The following is a 24,283-nucleotide window of genomic DNA, read 5'->3' on the forward strand; positions in this document are numbered from 1 at the left end:
ATGGTTAGTCCCTAGAGTGTAACCTGCTATCAGGCGCAGCGCCAGTGAAGCCCCCCGTTACCTACTGGGGGCCAGCGAATCGGCTCGGCGCCGGTTCTGCCCGGTCCAGACCCCCCGGGTATCCACCAGCTGGCGGCCGGCCAGCCGCTCCACCCCCACCTTCTTGAACGCCTTGTGATCGACCAGCAGCACGACGATGTCGGCCTCGGCCAGGGCCACGTCGATGCTGGCCAGCCTGGCGCCTTCCAGGCTCGCCGGCAGCGCCTCGATATTGGGCTCGACCACCATCAGCCTGCCGGGCAGCCGGGCCTTCAACGCCTGGGTGATCGCCAGCGCCGGGCTCTCGCGCAGGTCGTCGATATCCGGCTTGAACGCCAGCCCCAGGCACGCCACGGTGATGTCCCGGGCGGTGCGGTCCGGGTGCTGGCCGAGGAACTGGCCCACCGCCTGATTGACCTGGTCGATCACCCACTCGGGCTTGCCGTCATTGACCTCGCGGGCCGTGCGGATCAGCCGGGCCTGCTCCGGTGTCTCGCTGACGATGAACCAGGGGTCCACGGCGATGCAGTGGCCGCCCACCCCGGGCCCCGGCTGCAGGATGTTCACCCGCGGGTGGCGGTTGGCCAGGCGGATCAGCTCCCAAACGTTGATATCGAGCTTGTCGCAGATGATCGAGAGCTCGTTGGCGAAGGCGATGTTGACGTCCCGGAAGCTGTTCTCGGTCAGCTTGGCCATCTCGGCGGTGCGCGCGGTGGTGGTGATGCACTCGCCCTGCACGAACAGCTCGTAGAGCGCACAGGCGGCCTCGGAGCAGCGCGGTGTCAGGCCGCCGATCACCCGGTCATTCTGCACCAGCTCGCGGACCACCTGGCCGGGCAGCACCCGCTCGGGGCAGTGCGCCACCCGGATGTCCGAGGCCTCGCCGTGTTGGCTGGGGAAGCTCAGGTCCGGGCGCGCATCAATGAGCCAGGCCTCCATGCTTTCGGTCGCGCCCACCGGCGAGGTGGATTCCAGGATGACCAGGTCGCCCGGCTTCAAGACCGGGGCGATCGACTGGCTCGCCGCCTTGATGTAGCTCAGGTCCGGCACATGCTCCTTGCCCTCTTCACGCTTGAAGGGCGTGGGCACGGCGATCAGGAAGGCATCGGCGGGCGCCGGCGTGGTGGTGGCCCGCAGATAGCCCTCCTTGACCGCCGCATGCACGAGCATGTCGAGCTCGGGCTCGACGATATGGATCTCGCCGCGGTTGATGGTATCCACCGCCTGCTGGCTGATATCCACGCCGATCACCTGCCGGCGGCGAGAGGCGATGACGGCGGCGGTCGGCAGGCCGATATAGCCAAGGCCAACCACGGAAATGGTGTTAAAAGGCATGAATAGCGTCCGTTGCGTGTTTGAGGAGCGCCCAGCGCCCAGGAGTGCCAGGGTCGAGGTGTATCAGGGGCGAGGGCCCTTCGGGCAGCTACAAGGGGCAAATTACAAGCTACAAAGAAACTCTTACTGCATTCGGCAAGTGGTCGGGGATAAGGTGGCCGGCCTAAAGCTCTCGGGAGGGTGGCCACTGGCGCGCTGCGTGCAGTACCCGCAAAACCCGCACACTATCACCGGTCACGTCATAGATCAGGATATAATGCTGATGTACTACCAGTTCGCGCGTATCACTGACACGACCGGGCCGGCCAAGGTCGGGATGATCGACCAGGCGGCCGGCCTTCTCCGAAATCAGCTCATCGAGCGCCAGAGCGGCGACGGGGTTGTCTTGTGCGATGTATTCGCGGATTTCCTTTCGGTCGAAGCGTGCCGGGCGTGTCCAAACCAAATTCACGATGTGGAACCGGTCAGCTTACGTTGTGTTGCAGCGCGCCATGCAGCCGCTTCGGCTTCGACCTCATCTGCCGAGATCACATCACCGGCGTTGGCCGAGTCTAGGCCGACTTGCACCTGACGACGGAACCAGGCGTCATGCTCAGCCGCTTCCTGCTGCTGGCGAACAAAGTCTCTCATGAAATCCCGAAGGAGCTGCGCCCCTGTCCTGTCCATGGCCTTGGCCGCTTGGGAAAATTCCGCTTTCAGCGCGTCATCGACACGGAACGTAAAGGTTGCATCGCTCATGGGCTGCCTCCTTGTGTTACATGATAAGTACAAAGTAGCACATGGGTCGCCCTTCTGAAAGCGTCCAGGGAGTGTCGGGTTCGAGGTTCGAGGCGCGAATGCGCTTCAGCCGCTGGTGTGTAAACTCAACAGGTCGAGAATGCGCGAACAGGCCTGGCCATCCCCGTAGGGGTTGTGGGCGCGACTCATGCGCTGATACGCCTCGGCGTCATTCAGCAGGGCGTCGAGCTCGCGCGTGATGGCGTCGACATCGGTGCCCACCAGGGTAACGGTGCCCGCCTCGACCGCCTCCGGCCGTTCGGTGGTATCCCGCATCACCAGCACCGGCTTGCCGAGCGATGGCGCCTCCTCCTGAACGCCACCGGAGTCGGTGAGAATCAGGTGGGCGCGATTCATCAGGTACACGAAGGGCAGGTAGTCCAGCGGCTCGATCAGGTGGACGTTGCCGATATCCGCCAGCAGCCGGTTGACCGGCTCCTGCACCTGGGGGTTGAGGTGTACCGGGTAGACGATCTGCACCTCGGGGTGGCGGCTCGCGGTCAGCCGCAGCGCCTGGCAGATCCGCTCGAAGCCGCCGCCGAAGCTTTCACGGCGATGCCCGGTGACCAGAATCATGCGGCGAGCGTCATCCAGAAAGGCGAATTGGTCACGGAAACGCGCCTGCAGCGCCGGGGTCGTCTCCAGCTTCTCGACCACGTCCAGCAGCGCGTCGATCACCGTGTTGCCCGTGACCTGAACGCTGCCCGGCTTGACGCCCTCCTCGAGCAGGTTGCGCCGCGAACGCTCGGTCGGCGCAAAGTGCCACGCCGCCAGCGCCCCGGTCAGCTTGCGGTTGGCCTCTTCCGGCCAGGGGGAGTAGAGGTTGCCGGTGCGTAGCCCTGCTTCCACATGAGCCACGGGGACCTGCTGGTAGTAGGCGGCGAGCGTCGCCGCAAAGGTGGTGGCGGTATCGCCGTGCACCAGGACCACATCGGGCCGCCAGGTGCTCAACACCCCCTTCATGCCCTGCAGAATGGCGGTGGTGACGTCGGTCAGGTCCTGCCCCGGCCGCATGATCGCCAGGTCGTGGTCCGGTACCAGCTCGAACAGCGCCAGCACCTGGTCCAGCATCTCCCGGTGCTGGCCGGTCACGCACACCCGAGCGTCGAAGCGCGGGTCGGCCTGCAGGGCGAGCGCCAGGGGCGACATCTTGATCGCCTCCGGGCGAGTGCCGAAGACGCACAGGGTGCGCAGGGGTCGGGGTGAAGTCATGCACTGTCTTCCATCATGTGATGTGAAACGCGAGAATTGAGACGGCTGGCCCATCAGGTTGTCAGGGCACAGCGACGCCCTACTGCCCCCGCAGCGCCTCGGCCGCCTCGAGGCTGACCACGCTCCAGCAAGCGTTTGGCGATGTGGAAGCCGATAAAGCCGGCATTTCCGATCACCAGAATGTTGATTCCCATCCTATGCGGATCAAAGGTTCTGGAATCAGAGGGTAATGTGGCAACTCGGCCCCTACAGGCGCAGGTCCACCGCCTCCTTGGGCAGCAGGTACTTCAGGTCGTAGAGCACGTGCTCCGGCTTGCCCCAGGCGCGGATGCCATCACAGCCCAGCTCGCGGAACTCGCGGTGGGCCACGGCCAGCACGATGGCGTCGTAGGCGCCGGCCTCGGGCTCGCCCACCGGGGTGATGCCGTACTCGTGTTCGGCTTCGGCCTTGTTGACCTGGGGGTCATACACATCCACGGCGACGTTGTAGTCGGCCAGCTCGGCGAGGATATCCACCACCCGGGTATTGCGCAGGTCCGGGCAGTTCTCCTTGAAGGTCAGGCCCATCACCAGCACCCGCGCGCCTTCCACATGGATGCGCCGCTTGATCATCTGCTTGATTAGCTGGCCGGCCACATAGGCGCCCATGCCATCGTTGAGGCGCCGCCCGGCGAGGATCATCTCCGGGTGGTAGCCCGCCTGCTCGGCCTTGTGGGTCAGGTAGTAGGGGTCCACGCCGATGCAGTGCCCGCCCACCAGGCCGGGCCGGAACGGCAGGAAGTTCCACTTCGTGCCGGCGGCCTCCAGCACCTCCTCGGTATCGATGCCCAGGCGGTTGAAGATCACCGCCAGCTCGTTGATCAAGGCGATGTTGATGTCGCGCTGGGTGTTCTCGATCACCTTGGCGGCCTCGGCCACGGCGATGGAGCTGGCCTTGTGGGTGCCAGCGGTAATCACCTTCCTGTACAGCGCATCGACGAAGTCGGCCACCTCCGGGGTGGAACCCGAGGTCACCTTCTTGATGGTGGTGACCCGGTGCTCCTTGTCGCCCGGGTTGATGCGCTCAGGGCTATAGCCGGCGAAGAAGTCCCGGTTGTAGGTGAGCCCCGAGACCCGCTCGATCACCGGAATGCAGTCGTCCTCGGTGGCACCGGGGTAGACGGTGGACTCATAGATCACTACGTCGCCCTGCCCCACCACCTGGCCCAGGGTCTCGCTCGCCTTGATCAGCGGCGTGAGATCCGGCCGGCGGCTGGCATCGATCGGCGTGGGCACGGTGACGATATAGACATTACACCCACGCAGCGCCTCGAGCTCGCTCGCAAAGCTTAGCTGAGTTGATTCAGCCAGCAGCTCCGGCTCCACCTCCAGGGTGTGGTCGATCCCGTCGCGCAGTTCACCGATGCGCCGGGTATTGATATCGAAACCCAGCGTGGGCAGCACCTTGCCGAACTCCACCGCCAGCGGCAGCCCCACATAGCCCAGGCCGATCACGCCCAGACGAATATCTTCCCTGCTCAACATTCTCTCGCGACTCTTGCTGTTGGTTACGGTTAACGACGGCCCGACTGTGCTACCGGTACCCTGTCATGGCATAGGAATCACTGGCTGCGTAGCTGATTGGCCGCTTCGATGCTCACCCGCGCCACCTCGAAGATCTCCTCGGCGGGGATGGGCGTGGGCTTGCCTTCCGCGATGGCGGAGAGAAACGCCGCCGTGCAGGCCGTCTGGCCCTTGTCCTGCTTCCACAGGTTGAGCCTGCGAAAGCCCGGCCAGCCGAAGCCCTTGAGCTTGCGGAAGTTATCGAGCTGCAGAACGCGCCCGGCGGCGAACACCTCGACGCGCTCCTTGGGGAAGCTCGCCGAGCCATTGGCCAGGTAGTGGATGGTGCCGAAGGAGCCGTCGGCGAAACCCAGGGTGATGGCCGCCTTATCCTCGGTGATCGCCATGCTGGGGTTGTCGCCCAGGCGCCGCGTCTGCATCGAGACGATCTCGCTGCCGGCCAAAAAGCGCATCAGGTCGATGAAGTGGCAGGCCTCGCCGATGATACGCCCGCCGCCGACGGCCGGGGCCTGGGTCCAGTGCTCGGGGGGGATGGCCCCGGCGTTCATGGTCATGATGAAGCTCTTGGGCTCCTTCACCGCGCCCAGCAGCGTCTTCATCTTCTGCACCTGGGGAGCGAAGCGGCGATTGAAGCCCACCATCAGGTGGGGGTTGCGCCCGCTGGCGTGGGCGGTGTGGTAGGCCGCCTCCACCTCGGCCAGGCCCTCGGCGGTGATCGCCAGTGGCTTCTCGACGAACACATGCTTGCCCGCCGCCAAGGCCTGGCTGACGAAGCTCGCGTGGGTGTCGTGGCGGGTGACGATGGCCAGGGTATTGACGGTGTCGTTGGCCAGCAGCCCCGCCATATCGGTGGAGGCCTCGGCGAAGCCGGCCTTCTCGCCGTGGATCACCCCGTTGATGCCGCCGGCGGTGACCAGGGTATGCAGCTGCGCCCCGGCGGCCTTGAAGGCCGGGATCAGCACCCGGGAGGAGTAGTTGCCGGCACCGATCATGCCCAGCACCGGGCGGGTGGCATCGAACCGGGCTTCGCGGTTGAGCGTGACGGACGAGACCACGCGCCTCTCCAGCGGGGCACCGTACTCGAGCAGGATGCCCAGCGCCGCGCGTTCCTCACTCAGGACCCGGTAGGCGTCCGGTGCCTTGTCGAAGGCGAAGCGATGGGTGATCAGCGGCGCCACATCCAGCTGGCCGCTGGCCAGCATATCCAGCACCGCCTCGAAGTTGCGCTGCTCGGTCCAGCGCACGAAGCCCAGCGGGTAGTCGTGGCCCTGCTCTTCGTAGCTTGGGTCGTAGCGCCCCGGGCCATAGGAGCAGGAGACCTGGAAGCTGAGCTCCTTCTCGTAGAAATCGGCGCGGTTGAGCTCGAGGCCGGTCACACCGACCAGGATGATACGCCCGCGCTGGCGGCTCATGCGCGCCGCCTGGGTGACCGGGTCGTTGGACTTCGTGGAGGCGGTGATGATCACCCCGTCCACTCCATTGCCGCGGCTGAAGGCCAGGCCAGCGGCGACCGGGTCCTCACCCTGGCCCGGGTTGCAGGTCTCGGCGCCAAACTGTTCAGCTAGGGCCAGCTTGGCAGCATCAAAATCGATGGCCAGCACCCGGCAGCCGTGGGCGCGCAGCAGTTGCACGGTAAGCAAACCAATCAAGCCCACCCCGGTGACTACAAAGGCCTCGCCCAGGGTCGGCTGGGCCAGGCGAATGCCCTGCAGGCCGATGGCGCCCACCACGGTAAAGGCCGCCTGCTCGTCAGAAACGCCATCAGGAATACGGGCACAGAGGTTCTGCGGCACCTTGACGATCTCGGCATGGGGCCCGTTGGAGGCCACCCGGTCACCCGGCTTGAAGCCCGCAACGCCCTGGCCTACCTCACTCACCACGCCCACGTTGCAGTAACCCAGCGGCAGCGGCTGGGCCAGCTTGGAGCGCACCGCCTCGACCGTGGTCATCAGGCCATCGGTCTGGACCTTCTCCAGCACCATCTTGACCTTCTCCGGCTGCTGGCGTGCCTTCTGCAGATAGGAGGCACGACCGAAATCCACCAGCATCCGCTCGGTGCCGGCGGAAACCAATGTAGTGGACGTTGAAATCAGCAGGCTACCGGAACTGGCGCAGGGCGATGGGGCTTCGGTAAGGGTGGTGGCGCCCTTGGCGAGGTCTTGGAGAACTTGTTTCACAATGCTTCCCATATTTGATATGTCAAGCGATCTTAAGGCGTATTTTACCGGCAGGAGTGCGGACAGGAGACTCCACGACCTCAAGCTGCCACTGAATATCTAAATCATCCAGATCAAATCCGGACATTAACTTTTGTGGAGATATAGCCTTATCTTGCGGGGTAGCTACCAAGGTGATATTACCCGGGGATTCTTCACGAACTTGAATGTGCTGGAGGAATGAAAAAGAAGGATGATGCCGCCCAAAGATGATCGCAGTGAGAGAGTGGCGCTTGCCTTGAAGGTCCCGCACAAAGTCACCAACCCTTCCTTCAGTTATGCGAAATTCGAGAGCTCCACCCTGTTGTGAAAGCGGCTCAATGAGATCACCGGTATCATACCGGATAAAAGGATGAACACGGTTATGAAGAGAGGTAGCGACCAGATGCTGCTCGGAGCTTTGGTCTATGGTCACGGCTTCCGCGTAACCATAAGTTGGCATGGACTCATAGACACCTAACGAGGTTTCTCTTGCTAGCACTGCCATTTCGCTGTGACCGTACCAACTGACAATATTATTTGAGAGCACACTTTCTATCACTCTGCGATAAGATGGCGCGGGATACTCCGAACCTAACAGTATTCCAAAAAGGCGGGATCGAAATGTTGTTACGCTTGCGTCAGGAAAGTGGGACAGTGAATGAGCAAATTCAGCTATCAAGCTGGGATAACCATGCAGCCAACGGATGATATTATCCTGAGGCAAAGCCATCACAGCCTCAGCAACTGTGTTCATTGCGCAGCTTGAATTGACAACATATTCATTATGTACTGCATTATATCGAATAGGCTGACGTTGATCGAAATGTTTTCCACGAAAAGTCAATTTCACATGATAGGGTCGGTATCCGCGAGCTTTCCAAAAAAAATGCATGTGCGCCCATTCTCTCGCAAAAGCGCTACTATCTAAAAAAAAATGTAGTGGTTGACCAGAGGTTCCACCAGTATTAACTTCCACCTTTTTCGACGTAGATAAGGATCTACTACGCAAAGAATAATTTTGCAAGTCAGCTTTGGTTACAACCGGCACCTTCCCCCAATCATCCCAAGAATCAAGCTGATCAACAGAAAAGCCCTTCTCACGATAAAATTCTTGATAAAATGGAATTTTATCGGCTGCAAAATGTACTAACTCACGAAGCCGATAAAAACATTTCTCCTCCTGCTCAGAAACACTTTTACATTGAAATTTTAAGATTTCATCACATGAACGCCAATATCCAGCACCGAGCCTTAGCGTATATGGCACATAAATAAGAGGCTTGACCAGAGACTCTGGAGCTGCCTCTACCAACGACTTCAGTGAGTGACGAATACTCATAAAGTGTATTGCTTTACTCGAGAATCGGGAATGCCTACATCAGGTTCAGGAAGGGGAACAGCTCTTCCGGTAAACAGCATTTCTTTATATTTATCTTCAATTACTCGACGCACCCATACCCTCTGTCTTGCCCACGCAAAACCTGCATAGCCACTCTGCCAAGGCTTCACCCTTGCCAAGTTGATAACATAGACAAGAAAATATCTAAATGGAATCAGGAAAAAGTGTTTTTTAAACCACATTCGACGTGCGAGCGGACTGCCTAATAGTCGCGGCTTCACTGCATACGGAGCATTATTAAAACGACCAACTGCTTCCGCAGTAGAGTATCGATTTTGCTTTTCTAACCAATGTTGCAGGTTAGGACTGTCAAGGTGTTCCAAATATCCATAAATACGGGACACTAACCCATCAACGAGGGGATGCTCATTGACAGCCACATCGGTAAAACGACACAATCCGGTTCGCCAGACCCGTACAATTTCCTGCTTAATAGGTAAGGGACTACCCATAAACCACAATCGCCTTTCAAAGGAAACCCCAATGCTATCAAAATTAGATATTTTTTTAATTATATTGTCCTTTAGCTCGTCTGTCAGTCGCTCATCCGGATCTAGCTTCATAGTCCATGGTGCAGTTATTGGCAACTCACTAATTGCAAAATTCCATTGATCACCAAACCCACAAAACTTTCGCTGAACGGTATGTACACCATAGCTCAACGCAATATCTACAGTATCGTCAGCACTGTAACTATCAACCAAGAACACTTCTTGAGCCCAACCTCTAAGATTTTCCAGCACATCTTCCATGTTGTGAGCTTCATTAAGAGATATCATAACAACTGCGACTGGTGCAATGCCGGGTGACCATTGCTCCATTTCATCTAAACCTGCCATTAATCCACCTTAACACAAGCTGGGGGTTGTCCACCGATCGCCAACCACTGATATGAAGCAGCCATCTGGACTGCAATGGACTTCCAAGAAAACTCCTTGTTCATCCAAGCCCTACCATTAACACCCATTTTTTCTAGTTGTTCACAATCCCTAGCCATTGCGATATCTAAGGCACCAACAATACTTTCAATGCTGTTATCGACCCACCAACCACATTTATTTATCTCTAGGCCGGACCACGGGCTGCCGTGGGTTGCAATTACTGGACAAGCATGAGATAGCGCCTCAGCAACAGTCATCCCGAAGTTTTCTGAATGACTTGGCAAAATGTATAGATCAGCCTGACGATAGGCTATGGATTTATCATCCCCAAATAGTGGCCCTTCAAAACTTACACGCTGCAAACCCAAAAAGTTCGACAGATTCTTTAACGATTCTATATATTCCTTATCACCCACACCAACAACTCGCAAGTTCCAGCCGGGGTGTTTTTCTTGAACTTCGCACCAAGCCTTCAACAAACGATCAACGCATTTTGTTGGATGCAAACGACCAAGAAACAACAAATTCTTCTGAGGACTTTTAGTTTTAGGTAGCAATTGCGGCAAATCAATTCCATTTGGTATCACCGCAACAGGTGCTGTAAAACCAAGCCGGCGTATATCTTCATATTCCTGATAACTAGTGGCATGAAGCAAATCAGCATGTGTAAGCGCACGACGCTGGAGCGGCCAAAGGGTTATTTTTAAGATTTTATTCCGACTTAAGGCCCACTCAGATAAGGTGCCGCGCGGCGAGGTCACCAACTTAGCTTTACGCCCTAATACTATCCAACCTGCAGCTACATTCACCATCGACCAAAGGCTATGATTATGGACAATACCGACTGTCTTTGTCTTGCGCCGTAAAGATATTGCGTGCCGATGTGAAATGGAAAATTTACTAAAGACAGGCCACTCAGGATGTATATCAAGCTTTACGCCATGAATATCTCCACGTGCTGCAAGGCAGGACAATTCAACTTGATAACCCATATCGGACAACGCTTGGCATAGTTTGGGAACTGAATAAGAGGGACCCGATGCTTCTTTATTAATATGAGGCACGACATGAATCAACTTCATTCTAGCACCAAATTCAAAGTTCGAAATAACATAATCAGCGTCATCACCCCACTTCCGACTTGATTTTCTCGTATAAATTATGGCCACCAAATCTCAACAACCATTTCAATGAAACAGTTGTCGCGATCATTGTGCTTTTTCAAGCCAGGGTGGTAGCAGAGATTCCTCCGCGCTGACTTTATAGTTCAATAATTCAAGCAAATAGTTTGCCCCCACCTTGGCCTCTAGGCTGGTTGCCCAACGAGCCAACCTAGCGCGCTCTACAACCGAACGTTTTCCTTCAGAAAGGATCTTCTCTAACTCGTGATGAAGGCTTTCCTTGCTCCCTGAAGAAAAACTGGCACCTACCCCACTTGCCTGGACAACTCCAGCAGCTCCACAATGATCACTACAAATAACCGGAGTACCTACCATTAACGCTTCCGACACTACAGCACCCCACCCGTCATGGCGGCTCGGTAAGACCAAGCAATCTACTAACGCCATTTGCTGGCGCACTTCGACCATGGACAGTCGACCGATCCAATCTACGCGGCCATGAAGCTTCTGCTCGGCCTGCTGACGAAGAGTTTCCTCCAAAGGACCGGAACCAACAACTATTAACTCGACATGGGAATTATCCAAGTCGGCCAACGCATCAATCAGCAAGTCAAGTCGCTTGCGTTCAATGAACTGACCAACGAACAATACTCGAAATCGCTGACTCAATGTTGGCAATGGTTTATCTAAAAGCACATCGTCAACAAATAAAAAATAGGCGAATGGAAAAACTTTTCGAGATGGCACACCTCGTGAGACAACCCAACCTGGTGTGCGATGGCCGGTTGCTAATACGCCTTCCAGAAATGGGGCTATACTGCGGAATAGACGGCGATATTCAAATCGTTTGACCAAACCCCGCCAGCCACCATCTTCCACCGTTTCCATCACCACCCACTGCCGTAGACCCCTATGAGCCAAACCACGTTGAGCCTTACTCACCAATCCATTTGCACGTATGCCCTGGCAAATATGAATACTATCTTCAGTTGCTGCACCCACTAAGGAATTTACCGTGGTAGCATCAGGAGCAATACATAATTTGGCATCACCTAAGTCTGGTATCTGCCAACCTTGGGCAGCGCGAGCCTTCGACATTGTCTGCTCGGCCACATAGGTAACCTTAACTCCCATCGAAGCAACCGCACGAGCTAGACCAGCCATGTGTGGTGACACGATACGCTGCCAAAACCAGATATGTTTAACCGTATTCTCTTCTTGAATTTTTCCCACTAGCAAATGCCCATGCAAAAAGTATCAAAGAAAGAAGCCCCATACCGCCTGGGGAAAACAGCGTTGACTCCCCCATGTTAAGAACTAAAGCAGTAATACAGACGGCGAAAGGCGCCAAGCCACTTCGTGAACTTCCTCGTAACAGCCACAACACCCAAAATCCAACGAAGCTAGCACCGAATACTCCTAGCTCTTCCAATATAGCCAGTGGTGCAACCCCCTTTTCAATAGAGGCGCTGACCGGAAGGTTGAAAATGGGGTCCCTATCCACTTTCATTAGATCAGGCTCAGAAGCTATGCCAAAGCCAATTCCAGTAAAAGGGCGCTCAGCGATGTTAGCTAGCATTATCTCAATCAGCCCCCCACGCGAACGATCATAGGCTTCCAGTAGCGTGCCGGCATCTGATCGACCTGACTTGGTTATGTAATTCTGTGCCAAGCTCTCTACGGTTGGAGCCATTAACAGTGAAAAAGAAAGAATCAAAAATATTACAGACCAAACACGCTTACTTCTTAACCCCGGCACCATCTTGCTGATTGACATTCCCGAAAAACCAGGCCCGAAAAGAATTGAGAGCCCAACACCCAGTACCATTGCCAACCCCGCCGTTCGTGCTTCAGATAACAGCACGACGACTAGGCACCCCCCCACTAACCCAACCAAACTCCAGGAGGGTCGCTGCTCTCCAAACATCCGCGATGCTGCCCATGCTCCCAACAGTGCCATAGTTGGCCCGAAGGCTTGGGGGTGATTCATTATTCCTTGGAAGCCGGATCCGTTGCGTAAATAACCCAATGGTAACACTACTAATGGGAGACTAACGATAAAAATAACTACCAGCCCCGTGAACAGCTGCTGCGAAAGACGTGCATGTTGCTGCTCTGTCAAACCAAGCCAAGCTGCTATGAGAGTGGCCATGACCAATGTCCATGAAATTGCCTTCAGTACCGACACATCAACCATCGGGCTAATAAAGAACGAGTGGCCAACAAAAAACCCTCCAAGACAAACTGTGAACAGAGTAAATGTCCGGACTCGGAGACGGCCGGATAAAAGGCCACTATGGTAGATGACTGATATTGCTGCAGCGAAAAACACCGCGTAACGGCCAATTACCCCCACGCTGGCTGAAGGGGCTATGCCCGGGTTCATCATCGTAAATAACCACGACATGGCCAACGCTTGTATTGCTTGAAAACGCCCTGTAATAGCGTATGCGGATAAGAGAAAAAAGCTTAGGTTGGCGGTTGGGGCAGATAAAATTCGAGCCAGTAGAATAAACAGCAACATTACTTCAGCTGAATCCAGATATTTAAAATGCAGTTTAGTAAGCATCCTATTGAGCACGTAATTTTTTGATGACTTTTGCAGGAACTCCACCTATCAAGCTGTACGGAGGAAACTCTCCCCGAACAACTGCTCCAGCTGCGACTATGGAATGGTGACCTATCTTGGCCCCCCCCAGAAGAATTGCTCCTGTCCCTATCCAGCAGCCATGACCTATTTCAATTGGGAGAGAGTAACCTGCACCAGCAACATGCTCTCCATCTAAGTCAATCCTGTGGGAACCCGTTGCAATCGTAACGCGCGGGGCTATGTCACAATTTTTACCAATGCGTATTGTTGAATCACCTCCAATCATTAAACAGTTATGACCAACCCATGAGTTGTCTTCAATTGACAAAGCACCTAATGTTAAGACTTTTACACTAGAAACAATCCGGACATTTTTACCCACATTAGCTCCGGCAAACCTAAAAGCGGTTCTTTTAAAAGCAAACCCTTTTGTTGATGGCACTAGAGGTAAAAATAAAGAAATCAAGAACAAAATTGATGTTTTCAAAAGCTATGGCCCCAGCACTCTTTCATAGACAGACACAACACCATGCCCAAAACGATCTTCAGAAAAACGTTGTTCAACCCACACCTTCGCATTGCTAGTCATCGTCAGCATCTTTCCTTCATTATTTTCAAGGTCTTCTATATTTTTCGCCAAAGCTTTTAACAACTTGTCATTTGGCTCAACCTCAAATGCACCTATCTTAGACCGAGAGATCAATAATGAGTTGCAGTTAGTTACTAGAGGATATTCCTCCTCTGATATTTCACCGTCCCCCAACAACCCAACAACGGGAACGCCACAGTACATAGCTTCAGCCACCGAAAGACCGAACCCTTCATACCAAGACATATAAGCATAGAAATCTATATTTGAATAGAGTTCAGAAATATTTCTAATCGAACCCAGCCATTCAATTCTATTTAAAACCCCAAGAACCAGAGCTTTTTCTTCCATGTACTCTCTGTCAGGTCCATCCCCAGCGATTACTAAATAATACTTATCTGGGAGGTGCAACAAAAGCCTAATTGCATCTTCCACACCCTTATCTTTTACAACCCTTACAGCCATACCAATCTTAACGGAACCTCTGCGAGACAGGTATGAACTTTCTGAACCTGACAAATATCCAGAATGAACAGAATTATGGACAACATGAACTTTTTCCTTGCTAACTCCACACAACTCAACAAGGTTATTTTTTGCGCCATTAGAAATTGCAATAACACCATCTGAGAGGCTAAAAACAAAGCGCATAGTAAAATATCGCTTATAACCAGCATTAACACCAGCGTCAGGGCGGTAATGCAGGTGGCTTACCCTCCGAATACTCAGGAACGATGACGCAACCATCATCCAGCCGACATTATCTACGTAATGGACTAAGGATGGCTTTTGATTTTCAAGGAAATTTCTGTATTCCAGCCAAGTTTTAAGATCTTTCCTACCTGAAGCTCCAAAATAATGGCAGAGACCATCGAAAATCTCTCCTAAACGGCCGGCACCATCGTATGCAAAAGCAAATTTAACATCGACACCCTTATCAATTAGGTACCGCGCTAGAACTTCTGCAACACGAATACTCCCACCCACTCGTTCAGAATCTTTGTACAAAACAATTATAATTCGCATAAAGTTATCTTAAAAGAAGTCAGTAAAAAATAGAAAAACAGTAGAGTGATAGAGAATTTTGAACTATTCAGATGCAGCGGCAGAAGATCTGAAAGGGAAAACGCATGAAAAATTCGGTTCATCGCACTCTGCAGGGAAACGCGGCACGGATCTTCGGTAAGAAGTATGCCGTGTCGCGGCACCGATGCCTGTCAAGCTTGTTGGCACTTGGAATCAGCCAGCTTATAACCGCCGACTCGCCAGTCGTATTGGCAAAGCCAAAGCCGTGACAGCAACACAGGGAAAACGCATGAAAACCGTCACACCGCGAGAATGTCCGCCAAGTACGTCTCATCCAGCGCGCCTTTCTTCTGTTTCCGCCAGATGCCGCCCTTGAAACGCGTCTCCCCTTTCAGGTAATTCAAGGCGATATGACGAATCCTGGCGAGGTTTTCAGCCGCCTGACCGCGGTGGATTTTTCCGGCATCCTCCCGGAGCGCCACGTCCAGGGACCAATGGAGCTTATTCTCCACATGCCAATGCTGGCGGGCCGCTTCGGCGAGCTTTTTTGCGCTGAGCTCGGCTGAGCTGATGTAGTAGCGGATCATCGGCACCTCAGGGGCTTCGTCACATTCCTGGCGGAAGCTCATGACCACCCCCACCGTTCTCAGGCTAGGCCACTCGTAGCTAAGCTCCTGAAACTCTTCAGTAATACCGCTGACGATGTGATAGCGAGTCTCTTGGCGCCCCCGATTCTTCTCATAGGTGACATAGGCATCCCCCTCGAAGTTGGCCACCTTGGCCATCGGGAACGCCGCCTCAAAGGCATCTGCCAGGGCTAGCTGATTTTCTTTCACCGACAGCAGGTAAGCGGCGCCCTTCTGCAGGACCTGCGTGGCGATCTTCTTCTGGCAGCCCATTGCATCGATCGTCACCAGGCAGCCTTGCAGGTTCAATAGCTTGAGCAGCTCAGGAATGGCCGTTATCTCGTTGGACTTCTCCGCTGTCTTGACCTGGCCCAGCACCACACCATTTGCCGCGCTGAAGGCACTGACCATGTGTATCGCCCCTTTGCCCTTGCCGCGGCAGTAGGAGCCGAGCAGTGTCTTGCCATCGATGGCCACCACCGCGCCCTCCGTCACGTCGTGGCAGGCCTTCATCCACTCGGCGAATGCGCTTTGCAGCTGCTCGGCATTCACCAGGGCCATGACCCTGGCCAAGGTGTCATGGCTGGGCACGCCGGCCTCAAAGTCGCCGTACTGGCGCAGAAAATCGAGCTTCGCGTGGCCAAAATCCTCGATTTCGTCCCAGCCCTCTGCCCCACAGATCACCGCACAGACCGTCAGAAACAAGATATCCGACAGCTGATGCTGCACTTTCCACGCCTGGCGGAAGTCGGGAATGATCGATAAATGGTGCATAAGCGATGGTGTCAGCATGAGGTCATCCATGAGCAAAAGGCGTTAGATGACCACATTAGCTCCTACTGGTAAAGCGCTACGAAGCCCGTCGTAGAGCGGTTTTTCATGCGTTTTCCCTGGACCAAAGTGCTGCGGTTATTCTATGAACCCAGGCCCCAACGCTCACTACCATGACTCTTAACCACAGCAGCTTGGGGCTGTTTGAGACCGGCTTCCGACAGCAGATCCCGGTGGGCCCGCCACCACCTCCTCGTAAGCTTATGCCTACTCCATGCTCAGCATTCCTCGCTGGGCATGTTTTGTGCCTACGGCACACCTTCGATTTCGACCCAACCTTCGGCACCACAGATAACCGCGCAGATCGTCAGGAACAGAATATCCGACAGCTGGCCACGCCTTGCGGAACCGGGAAGCCGGGAACGATCGATAAATGGTGCATAAGCGATGGTGTCAACATGAGGTCATCCATGAGCAAAAGACGCTCGATGACCACATAAGCTCCGACTGGTAAAGCGCCGCGAAGCCCGTCGTAGAGCGATTTTGCATGCGTTTTCCCTGGGGCATCAATGAAGGCGTCAGCATGAGGGCCATCCGTGAAAAAATGCATTAGCGTTTCACGAAAGACGTATTCTGATTGCCATACAAGCGCGTCGTAGAGCGATTTGCCGTACGTTTTCCCTGCTGAGGGTCGGTACCGGCAACACAGATCTTCACGACGCCCAGTCAGCTCTCTTATGAATGAGACAGAATAAGCTATTTGAAACTGACTCTCATGAATCAGGCATGCTCTGCCATCCGCCTGAACACGTCGTTACTATGCGCCAACCCTTCATAGCTGCCTTGGTCCACCACTTGGCCATCGGCAAGCAGGTAAATGGAGTCGCACTGTTTTACCGTGGCCAGACGGTGAGCGATCATGATGATTGTCTTCTTGCCCGAGAAGTCGTGGATAGCGTCCATCACCAGCTTTTCGGTGATGCCATCCAGGGCGCTGGTGGCTTCATCCAGGACCAGCACCTCGGCGTCGTCGTAGAGGGCGCGGGCAATGCCGATGCGCTGACGCTGCCCGCCGGAGAGCTGAATGCCGCGCTCGCCGACTCGAGTATTGAGACCTTCCGGCAGGCGCTCAAGCAATTCATCAAGATGGGCCATCTGTGCGGCGCGAGTCACACGCTCGTCGTCGATCTGCTCGGGCGGCAGACCAAAAGCGATGTTCTCACGGATGCTGGCATCGGCGAGAAAGATCGCCTGGGGCACAAAGCCCGCGCTGTTCTGCCAGGCGCGCAGGGCGTCGCCACTCAGCGCTTCACCATCGACTCTGAGCGCCCCCTGCTGTGGAGTCATCAGGCCGAGCAAAATATCGATGGCCGTGGACTTGCCCGAGCCAGAGGCGCCCACCAGACCAATCACCTGGTTACGTGGAATGTGCAGGGTCAGGCCGTTGAGGGCCTTCTCTTCCTTGCCCGGGTAGCGGAAATGAATGTTATCCAGCGTGATGCCCTGCTGCGGTGGCCGCTTGCCGGAAGCCGCAGCAGGCTTGCCTGCGCTCGCATCCTGACTGGCAGCCAGGTCCTCTTCAAGGCTATCGAAAGCCGCGATATTCCCTTTGACGGTGGCCAGGCTAGTATAGATCTGCTGAAAGGCAGGCAGCAGCTTGAAGCCGGCCAAGGCATAGACGGAGAGTACCGGGAGGATCTCACCGAGGTTCCCATCGTAGGTTTCCAGCAGATAGAGCACCAGGAAGATGACGGCGCCAAAGGCCAGCAGCTCCATGGCATAGCGCGGCACCTGAGCAAGCCCATGAGTGACGCCCATCGCGCGCCCGAAAGCTTGGCTAGTCTTAGCAAAGCGCTGGTTGAAGTCAGCCTGACGGCCCAGCAGCAGGGTATCCTTGATACCGCCGAAGCCTTCGTTCATCAGCTTGAAGCGCAGTTGGTTATTGCGGGTGATGACCCTGCCGTTGCGTGCCAGGCGCTGGCGCACGGTGCGGAACAGCACCAGATAAGCGATCGCAAACAAGGCAATGCCGACAATCGCTACCAGCGGGTTGAATATAAAGATTGCCGTTGCCATCACCAGTGCCATCACGCCCTTGGCGTTCATCTGCATCAGCGGGCGGATGACTTGATCGGTGATGCGAACAGTTTCCTGAGCAATACGGTTGGTAAGCTGGCTGCTGCTGCCGCTGGCGTGAAACAGCCAGGGCTGCTGCATATAGTGCTGGTAGAGCCGTGTGGAGAGCTCGGCGCCGATCTGCTGGGCGTAGAGCGACAGTCGCCAGGTCACGTACATGGATATAAGCGCCGCCACGGTGAGCGCCCCCAGAACGCCGATGCCCAGCCAGAAAAGGAACTGGCGCGGGGTTTCCATGCCGCTGGCCTGGTAGAGCTGGGCGAGGATTCCCTCCCCTTCCAGACGGCTGATATCTCCGACTACTGCCATAAAGGGACCGATGGCAGCGACACCGGCGACTTCGGCGAAGGCCATGATGATGACGAGGCCCTGGAGGGCGATCAGCTTGCGGCGCTGCTCGGTGGAGAGCAGGGAGTAGAGTTTTTTGAGACGTTGGAACATAGGGGTCCAGGGGACGAGGAGTTCAAGAAGCTTGGCTTGGCGCTGGGGGCCGCTTGGGTCAGACCCCTGCCATTGGGGTATTCATATATTGGGTGGCAATAGCCTTCATAGTGCTCACCGCTGGGAGTCTGACCCGGCACGGTGCGGGCTTGGTAACACCGCACTGGGTGGCTCGGGCCAGCATTGGTTTGCCGCTTGGGTCAGACCCCACCGGTCACGATATGCATGTACCAGGTGGCAATCGCGCTTACGGTGCTCGTCGCCGGGAGTCTGACCCCGCGCGGTGCAGGCTTGGCACTCGCCGCTAGGGATGGTCTGGCCAGCCATCTGGAAGACTGAATCGGCATTTTTTCCGAAAATCGCGTTTCACGAAACCCGCGGCAAAAATGCCGGAAACGCAATTTCGTGATTTTGACAGGATCGCCAACCCATTGATTTATATCAATATTGGCGATAAGCGGAGGTTAATTCATCAATTCTTCAAGGCTCATCGCAACACCCGGATGATGCTCTGCCAATTTTTCGTCATTTGTCACAAGCATAAAATGATGCTCAAGAGCGGTTGCCGAAATGATACTATCAGGCAACTTCAATGCTGTTTTCCGTCTGATATCTATTGCCATTTTTTTGATGGATTCACTGATTCCGAGAAGTTCAAACTCGCGACAAAGCAGGTGAATTTGGTTTTCTTCCTGGGCAGTTATTCTTGGAAAAGACAAAAGCTCCATCTCAGTAATAATTGAGATTCCATAACATCCAGCCGGGATAGTCAACCGTTGGTTGATGGCGTAGATAATAACATTGGTATCCAGAAGATAGTTACCAGGCATCGCGTTGTTCTCGCTGCCAAGCGACCCCATCTACATCTTGGAATGTGTCAATCTGATAATCAGAAAAATTGATTGATTTTTCCCGGATTGCAGCAATAGTGTCAGGCGTTTCCCCTTCATCTATCAAGACCACAATTCTGGCACGCCCATTTTTCACTCGTGCGTACCTCTCCGGAATTTTTACCAGACCGTCACGAATGTCGGCTTCAAACTCAATGGCATACATAAATCACCTCCTGCCGCCAGAACCGGCCGATGCGGGTCAGGCATGATGGTGCGCTTGCTCTTCGACCTTCGATGAGCGAATCATCTTTAGCCGCTGATGGTGGATTTCGTCGGCCTTGGCCAGTGAACGTTGTACCTTGCTGGATACGGTGCGCAACACCTTGGCCATGTCGCGATCGGTCGAATCGACCAGCAGGCTGTGAACAGGTGCCTTGCGTTTCATAGGCTTAGCTCCTTTTGAGTTGCCTCAACTACCAGTATACGCCGCGCGGCTTCACCCAGCATGCGAACTCAGCAGGTCGAGGATGCGCCGGCAGGCCTGGCCGTCGCCGTAAGGAGTGCCTGCCGATCGCCCGTCGCGTTCTCGATGCCGAACACGCCGCTCAGCGGCGTGGGGCGCTCGGCCAGCTCCTCATCAGTGTAGCGACCCTCGTCGACCAGGTGGATGGGGGTGACTATACTGGCTATCTATCCAGTATAGCCCAGCCCGACAATACCGGGAGGTGCCATGACTCGTAATATTCGCACCGGAACGCTAGCCGACCCCGATGAGGCGGTGGTGGAGTTCGAACGCCTTCCCCAGGTGGTGAAGCGGCTCTCGGCCCGGGCGCGCCGACATATCGCCAACAGCGTGTCGAAGAACACCATCCGCGGCATGCGGGCGGATCTGCGCGTCTACCAGCGGGCGGGCGGCCTGCTGCCGGCGGATGAGTTCGATATCGCCAACTTTATCGCCGATCAGCGGGCCCTGGGCAAGAAGCCCGCCACCCTGGAGCGCTATCTCAACTCCCTGCACATGTGGCACCGCTACATGAACCTGCCTTCGCCGGTGACGAGCATGCCGGTGCGGGCGGTGATGCGCGGCATTCGGCGCGCTGCCGGTACGCGGCAGAAGGAGGCGCCGCCGCTGCTGTTGGCGGACCTGCATGGCCTGCTGGATCACATCGATCGTTCGACCCTACGCGGCAAGCGCGATAGTGCGCTCTTCGCTCTCTCCTTCCACGGGGCCTTTCGACGCAGCGAAGTGGTGGCGCTCTACCTGGCGGATATCCAGTGGGAGCCTCGCGGCATCCTGGTGGGCCTGCGGCGCAGCAAGACCAACCAGGAGGGGGCGGAAGAGATCAAGCCGATCCTGCGGGCGCCTGGCGGGTTTCCCTACTGCCCGGTGCGGCTGCTGGAGGCCTGGCTGGCGGCGTCGGGCATCCGGCGTGGGGCGGTGTTTCGCAGCATCGGGCTGGCCGGCACGCTGGGCGCCGGTCGCCTGAACGACAACGTCTTCTATCAGCGCCTGCAGCGCCATCTGGCGGCGGCCGACATGGCAGACCGGGGTTTCTCGCCGCACAGCTTTCGGGCTGGATTTATCACCGAGGCGCATCGCCGCGGCAAGGCGGCGGTGGATATCAAGCGAGTCAGCGGCCATCGTGATCAGCGCACCTTCGAGCGCTATATCCGGCGTACCGATGCGTTCGAGGACCATGCCGGGGACTTCTATGCCGGTGTGGAGGAGGCACTTCCCTGGGTGTATTGGCGTTGAGGGCCGCCGTGGCTCCCTTGGGTCAGCACCATAACAAGGCGTGAGTATCCAGGACGATCAACGCAGTGCCTCCCAGTCCTCGTCACCCACTGGATCGAAGGGGTCCGTCAATTCAACGACGCTGCCGCGCAGTCGCTCAAGCGGGGAGCGCTGATCGGCTTTATACCGACGCACCTCAATCGTGGGGCGCCCCTTGTCCGTCACGATGACCGCCTCGCCCGTGGCCTCCACCTGACGGAAGAACTCCAACGCTCGGGCCTTGAACTGAGATTTGGAGACTTCCTCGGAGTGCATCTCCTACCCCCTGGTCATTTTACCTAGTCATTACGATAGTGAAGCTCAATGACTAGGGCCAATAGTCACCACTCGGCTGGCGTTGGTGGCCGGCGGGGCTGGCGTTGGTGGCCGGCGTTGGTGGCCGGCGTTGGTGGCTGGCCCCTTGGGGTCAGACCCCTGCCATGGCGGGTTGCCTGTGGTGGTGCAGGCCTTCGTCGCTGTGCTCCCCGCCGGGAGTCTGACCCCCGGGGCCTTAGGCGCGGTGCTCGCCTCCGGGGCTGGCGTTGGTGGCCGGCCCCTTGGGGTCAGACCCCTGCCATGGCGGGTTGCCTGTGGTGGTGCAGGCCTTCGTCGCTGTGCTCCCCGCCGGGAGTCTGACCCCCGGGGCCTTAGGCGCGGTGCTCGCCGCCGGAATCTGACCCTGCGAGGGCGGCGTTGGTGGGGGCCCGCTACTTGTAGGCGTAGTTGTAGTAGCCGTAGCCGTAGTAAGTCGCGGCCTTGCGCTCCATGGCGTTGAGGATGGCGCCCTTGACGGTGACGCCGCCGTTCTCCAGGCGACGCTTGGCGATCTCAAGTTCCCTCACCGGGTTGAGCTGGAAGCGCGCCACCATCAGGGTGGTGCCGCACTGGGCGCCTACCAGGGCGGCATCGGTCACCGCCAGTACCGGCGGGGTATCGATGATCACCAGGTCGAAGCGTTCGCTGGCCGCGGCCAGGAAGTCAGTGAAGGCCTGGGTCATCAGCAGCTCGGAGGGGTTGGGCGGCGTTACGCCGCGGGACATGTAGCTCAGCCGCTCGATGCCGGTGGGGCGAATCGCCTTGTCCAGGCTCAGGCGCTCGCAGAGCAGCTCCGAGAGCCCCTCCTCGGCCGCATCCTCGAAGGCGTTGTGCACGTGGCCCTTGCGCATGTCGGCATCCACCACCAGTACCCGGCGGCCCGCCTGGGCGCAGATCGCCCCCAGGTTCACGCTGACGAAGCTCTTGCCGATGCTGGGGCTGGGGCCGGTGATCATCAGCCGGTTGTTGTCGGCGTTGAGCATGGCGAAGTGCAGGCTGGTGCGCAGGCTGCGCAGGGCCTCCACGGCGTTGTCCGCCGGCGCCCGCTCGGCCAGTACCCCGCTGACGATCTCCTTGCTCGCCCGGCCGCGCTTGTCCTTGATCCGGCGCACCAGCTTCTTCTGCTCGTCGGAGAGCGGCACCGTGGCGTACACCGGCATGCCGGCGCCCTCGATCTGCTCGGGTGACTCCACCCCGCGGCGCAGCAGGCCACGCACCAGCACCAGGCCCACCGCCAGCATGCCGCCCAGCAGCGTCGCCAGCACCACGATCAGCGGCTTCTTCGGCTCCACGGGGGTGCCGGTGGACTCCGCCTCGTCGATGATGCGCACATTGCCGATGGTGCCGGCGCGCGCCACCTGCAGCTCCTGGATCTTGTTCAGCACATTGACATAGATGGCCTGGGTGACCTCCACATCGCGGGTGCGGCGCACCACCTCCTGCTGGGCGACGGGCAGCTGGTTGATGCGTTCGTTCAGCTCATCGCGCTCGCTCTGCAGATGGCGCTTCTGGCGCAGCAGCGCCTGGTAGGTGGGGTGGCCGGGCGTATAGCGCTGCGAGACCTCCGCCTCCTGGAATTGCAGCTCGTTGAGCTGACGCTCCAACTCGATGAACTGATTGATCACCGCCTGGGACTCGGAGCTCAGGTCCACGCTGTCCTGGTCGATGCGGTACTGGTTGAGGTTGTCCTCGGCGGCGCCCAGCTGGCCGCGCAGCTCCGGGGCCTGCTCTTCCAGGAAGGCCAGGCTGCGGTCCGCCTCGGCGGACTGGCGCTCCACGTTCTGGGTCAGGAAGGTTTCCGCCACCGCGTTCAGGGTGCGGTTGGCCTGGCGGTGGTCGGTGTCGGTCAGGGTCAGCTGCAGGATGCCGGTGCTGGCGTTGCGCCCGCCGCCCACCTCGCTCACGCTGAGCCGCCCGCGCAGGGAATTGATGGCCTGCAGCCGTGAGCGCTTGACCAGGGTGAACTCGGCGCCGGCCGGGGCGTATAGCTCGGCCAGGCGCAGTTCGATATCACCGTTCAGGAAGGTCGCCAGCTCACCGACCTGCCCTTCCCCCAGGGTGCGCGGGGTCTCGTCCATCAGTGTCAGCGCGTAGCGCCCCTCCCCGAGCGAGCGCAGCTCCAGCGGCGTACCGCGCAGGGAATCCGCTACGTCCAGCCGGCCCACCTCCAGGTGCTCGCGCCCCCACACCGCGGCGCCGCCCGAGAAGAGCCCGGGGCGCTCGATGCCGCGGCGCTGCACGAAGTCGCCGACCAGCGGCAGCGTCTTCGGGCTCACGCTGACATCCAGCCCCAGGCGATCCACCACCTGGCCCAGCACCAGCCGCGAGCGCAGGATCTGCACCTCGGCCGCCGTGGTGTTGTCGGTCTCGTCGCCGAAGATCGACGCCATGTCGCCCAGCGGGTTGATGGTCGAACGGCGCTCCACCTGGACCAGGGCGTCGCTCTGGTAGATCGGCGTGGCCAGCAGGGCGTAGACCACCCCGCCCAGGGCGAACAGCGCGGTGATGGCGAGTATCAGCCACTTGTGGTCGAGCAGCAGGCCGAACAGGCGACCCAGGTCGATCTCGTCATCGGCGCTGGCGGCCTGGCCGGTGGTGCTCTTGCTGGGGGTCTGGGCGGTATCGGACATGGCGGGTCTTCTGGAAGGGGGAAACGC

At 57.3% G+C, this 24,283-nt stretch carries 21 protein-coding genes; 1 reads left to right on the forward strand and 20 read right to left on the reverse strand.

Annotated features, from left to right (window positions below; all coding sequences use genetic code 11):
* Positions 1-57: 57 nt before the first annotated feature.
* From wecC to ACM26W_RS11975, 18 genes are all read right to left on the reverse strand, one after another.
* Positions 58-1,374: a UDP-N-acetyl-D-mannosamine dehydrogenase gene (wecC, locus tag ACM26W_RS11890; RefSeq protein ID WP_416137204.1), complete on the reverse strand. Its 1,317-nt coding sequence runs from the start codon at positions 1,372-1,374 to the stop codon at positions 58-60.
* Positions 1,375-1,537: 163 nt separating this feature from the next.
* Positions 1,538-1,825, reverse strand: coding sequence for a type II toxin-antitoxin system RelE/ParE family toxin (locus ACM26W_RS11895; protein ID WP_416137205.1), 288 nt, complete (start codon positions 1,823-1,825; stop codon positions 1,538-1,540).
* The gene (locus tag ACM26W_RS11900) at positions 1,822-2,112 is read right to left on the reverse strand and encodes a CopG family ribbon-helix-helix protein (protein WP_416137206.1); all 291 of its coding nucleotides are present in this window, start codon (positions 2,110-2,112) and stop codon (positions 1,822-1,824) included. The genes ACM26W_RS11895 and ACM26W_RS11900 overlap by 4 nt, the downstream gene beginning before the upstream one ends.
* Positions 2,113-2,217: 105 nt before the next feature.
* Positions 2,218-3,363 carry a non-hydrolyzing UDP-N-acetylglucosamine 2-epimerase gene (wecB, locus tag ACM26W_RS11905; protein ID WP_416137207.1) on the reverse strand — a complete coding sequence of 382 codons (1,146 nt, stop codon included), beginning with the start codon at positions 3,361-3,363 and terminating at the stop codon, positions 2,218-2,220.
* A 246-nt stretch (positions 3,364-3,609) separates the two neighbouring features.
* Complete coding sequence (gene tviB, locus ACM26W_RS11910; protein ID WP_416137208.1) at positions 3,610-4,887, reverse strand: Vi polysaccharide biosynthesis UDP-N-acetylglucosamine C-6 dehydrogenase TviB; 1,278 nt, start codon at positions 4,885-4,887, stop codon at positions 3,610-3,612.
* Positions 4,888-4,964: 77 nt separating this feature from the next.
* Positions 4,965-7,103 carry a bi-domain-containing oxidoreductase gene (locus ACM26W_RS11915; RefSeq protein ID WP_416137209.1) on the reverse strand — a complete coding sequence of 713 codons (2,139 nt, stop codon included), beginning with the start codon at positions 7,101-7,103 and terminating at the stop codon, positions 4,965-4,967.
* Positions 7,104-7,125: 22 nt separating this feature from the next.
* Positions 7,126-8,463, reverse strand: coding sequence for a hypothetical protein (locus ACM26W_RS11920; RefSeq protein WP_416137210.1), 1,338 nt, complete (start codon positions 8,461-8,463; stop codon positions 7,126-7,128).
* Complete coding sequence (locus ACM26W_RS11925) at positions 8,460-9,362, reverse strand: glycosyltransferase family 2 protein (protein ID WP_416137211.1); 903 nt, start codon at positions 9,360-9,362, stop codon at positions 8,460-8,462. Before ACM26W_RS11925 ends, ACM26W_RS11920 begins: the two co-directional genes overlap by 4 nt.
* On the reverse strand, positions 9,362-10,573 hold the full coding sequence (locus tag ACM26W_RS11930; RefSeq protein WP_416137212.1) for a glycosyltransferase: 1,212 nt from the start codon (positions 10,571-10,573) through the stop codon (positions 9,362-9,364). The genes ACM26W_RS11925 and ACM26W_RS11930 overlap by 1 nt, the downstream gene beginning before the upstream one ends.
* A gap of 39 nt (positions 10,574-10,612) precedes the next feature.
* Positions 10,613-11,758: a glycosyltransferase gene (locus tag ACM26W_RS11935; RefSeq protein ID WP_416137213.1), complete on the reverse strand. Its 1,146-nt coding sequence runs from the start codon at positions 11,756-11,758 to the stop codon at positions 10,613-10,615.
* Positions 11,727-13,094, reverse strand: coding sequence for a hypothetical protein (locus tag ACM26W_RS11940; protein ID WP_416137214.1), 1,368 nt, complete (start codon positions 13,092-13,094; stop codon positions 11,727-11,729). Before ACM26W_RS11940 ends, ACM26W_RS11935 begins: the two co-directional genes overlap by 32 nt.
* Before the next feature lies 1 nt (position 13,095).
* A complete protein-coding gene (locus tag ACM26W_RS11945; protein ID WP_416137215.1) occupies positions 13,096-13,602 on the reverse strand; it encodes an acyltransferase in 507 nt (168 codons plus the stop codon).
* A 3-nt stretch (positions 13,603-13,605) separates the two neighbouring features.
* Positions 13,606-14,730, reverse strand: a complete 1,125-nt coding sequence (locus ACM26W_RS11950; RefSeq protein WP_416137216.1) for a glycosyltransferase family 4 protein — start codon at positions 14,728-14,730, stop codon at positions 13,606-13,608.
* A gap of 299 nt (positions 14,731-15,029) precedes the next feature.
* Entirely contained in the window at positions 15,030-16,148 is a 1,119-nt protein-coding gene (locus tag ACM26W_RS11955) for an ISAs1 family transposase (RefSeq protein ID WP_416137217.1), read from the reverse strand.
* Positions 16,149-16,907: 759 nt separating this feature from the next.
* Positions 16,908-18,704 carry an ABC transporter ATP-binding protein gene (locus ACM26W_RS11960; RefSeq protein WP_416137218.1) on the reverse strand — a complete coding sequence of 599 codons (1,797 nt, stop codon included), beginning with the start codon at positions 18,702-18,704 and terminating at the stop codon, positions 16,908-16,910.
* Between the two features lie 464 nt (positions 18,705-19,168).
* Positions 19,169-19,534, reverse strand: coding sequence for a type II toxin-antitoxin system VapC family toxin (locus ACM26W_RS11965; protein ID WP_416137219.1), 366 nt, complete (start codon positions 19,532-19,534; stop codon positions 19,169-19,171).
* Entirely contained in the window at positions 19,524-19,760 is a 237-nt protein-coding gene (locus tag ACM26W_RS11970) for a hypothetical protein (protein ID WP_416137220.1), read from the reverse strand. The genes ACM26W_RS11965 and ACM26W_RS11970 overlap by 11 nt, the downstream gene beginning before the upstream one ends.
* Positions 19,761-19,796: 36 nt before the next feature.
* Positions 19,797-19,982 (reverse strand): hypothetical protein, encoded by a 186-nt coding sequence (locus ACM26W_RS11975; protein ID WP_416137221.1) that lies wholly within the window; start codon positions 19,980-19,982, stop codon positions 19,797-19,799.
* A gap of 285 nt (positions 19,983-20,267) precedes the next feature.
* On the opposite strand from ACM26W_RS11975, the gene ACM26W_RS11980 reads away from it, so the two are divergent.
* Positions 20,268-21,293, forward strand: coding sequence for a site-specific integrase (locus ACM26W_RS11980; RefSeq protein ID WP_416137222.1), 1,026 nt, complete (start codon positions 20,268-20,270; stop codon positions 21,291-21,293).
* Between the two features lie 57 nt (positions 21,294-21,350).
* On the opposite strand, the gene ACM26W_RS11985 is transcribed toward ACM26W_RS11980, so the two are convergent.
* Together ACM26W_RS11985 and ACM26W_RS11990 are read right to left on the reverse strand one after the other, a co-directional pair.
* A complete protein-coding gene (locus ACM26W_RS11985) occupies positions 21,351-21,587 on the reverse strand; it encodes a type II toxin-antitoxin system Phd/YefM family antitoxin (protein WP_416137223.1) in 237 nt (78 codons plus the stop codon).
* Between the two features lie 431 nt (positions 21,588-22,018).
* Positions 22,019-24,256, reverse strand: coding sequence for a polysaccharide biosynthesis tyrosine autokinase (locus ACM26W_RS11990; RefSeq protein WP_416137224.1), 2,238 nt, complete (start codon positions 24,254-24,256; stop codon positions 22,019-22,021).
* Positions 24,257-24,283: the final 27 nt, after the last annotated feature.

Origin of the sequence: Halomonas sp. HK25, from assembly GCF_047795635.1 — a bacterium.
In the GTDB taxonomy this organism is placed as follows: Bacteria; Pseudomonadota; Gammaproteobacteria; order Pseudomonadales; family Halomonadaceae; genus Halomonas.

What these genes read in the sequence shown, in the direction of transcription:
- wecC (WP_416137204.1), bottom strand. Translation starts at nt 1,374, where the DNA reads ATGCCTTTTAACACCATTTCCGTGGTTGGCCTTGGCTATATCGGCCTG.
- ACM26W_RS11900 (WP_416137206.1), bottom strand. Translation starts at nt 2,112, where the DNA reads ATGAGCGATGCAACCTTTACGTTCCGTGTCGATGACGCGCTGAAAGCG.
- wecB (WP_416137207.1), bottom strand. Translation starts at nt 3,363, where the DNA reads ATGACTTCACCCCGACCCCTGCGCACCCTGTGCGTCTTCGGCACTCGC.
- tviB (WP_416137208.1), bottom strand. Translation starts at nt 4,887, where the DNA reads ATGTTGAGCAGGGAAGATATTCGTCTGGGCGTGATCGGCCTGGGCTAT.
- ACM26W_RS11920 (WP_416137210.1), bottom strand. Translation starts at nt 8,463, where the DNA reads ATGAGTATTCGTCACTCACTGAAGTCGTTGGTAGAGGCAGCTCCAGAG.
- ACM26W_RS11925 (WP_416137211.1), bottom strand. Translation starts at nt 9,362, where the DNA reads ATGGCAGGTTTAGATGAAATGGAGCAATGGTCACCCGGCATTGCACCA.
- ACM26W_RS11940 (WP_416137214.1), bottom strand. Translation starts at nt 13,094, where the DNA reads ATGCTTACTAAACTGCATTTTAAATATCTGGATTCAGCTGAAGTAATG.
- ACM26W_RS11950 (WP_416137216.1), bottom strand. Translation starts at nt 14,730, where the DNA reads ATGCGAATTATAATTGTTTTGTACAAAGATTCTGAACGAGTGGGTGGG.
- ACM26W_RS11955 (WP_416137217.1), bottom strand. Translation starts at nt 16,148, where the DNA reads ATGCTGACACCATCGCTTATGCACCATTTATCGATCATTCCCGACTTC.
- ACM26W_RS11960 (WP_416137218.1), bottom strand. Translation starts at nt 18,704, where the DNA reads ATGTTCCAACGTCTCAAAAAACTCTACTCCCTGCTCTCCACCGAGCAG.
- ACM26W_RS11965 (WP_416137219.1), bottom strand. Translation starts at nt 19,534, where the DNA reads ATGCCTGGTAACTATCTTCTGGATACCAATGTTATTATCTACGCCATC.
- ACM26W_RS11970 (WP_416137220.1), bottom strand. Translation starts at nt 19,760, where the DNA reads ATGTATGCCATTGAGTTTGAAGCCGACATTCGTGACGGTCTGGTAAAA.
- ACM26W_RS11975 (WP_416137221.1), bottom strand. Translation starts at nt 19,982, where the DNA reads ATGAAACGCAAGGCACCTGTTCACAGCCTGCTGGTCGATTCGACCGAT.
- ACM26W_RS11980 (WP_416137222.1), top strand. Translation starts at nt 20,268, where the DNA reads ATGACTCGTAATATTCGCACCGGAACGCTAGCCGACCCCGATGAGGCG.
- ACM26W_RS11985 (WP_416137223.1), bottom strand. Translation starts at nt 21,587, where the DNA reads ATGCACTCCGAGGAAGTCTCCAAATCTCAGTTCAAGGCCCGAGCGTTG.
- ACM26W_RS11990 (WP_416137224.1), bottom strand. Translation starts at nt 24,256, where the DNA reads ATGTCCGATACCGCCCAGACCCCCAGCAAGAGCACCACCGGCCAGGCC.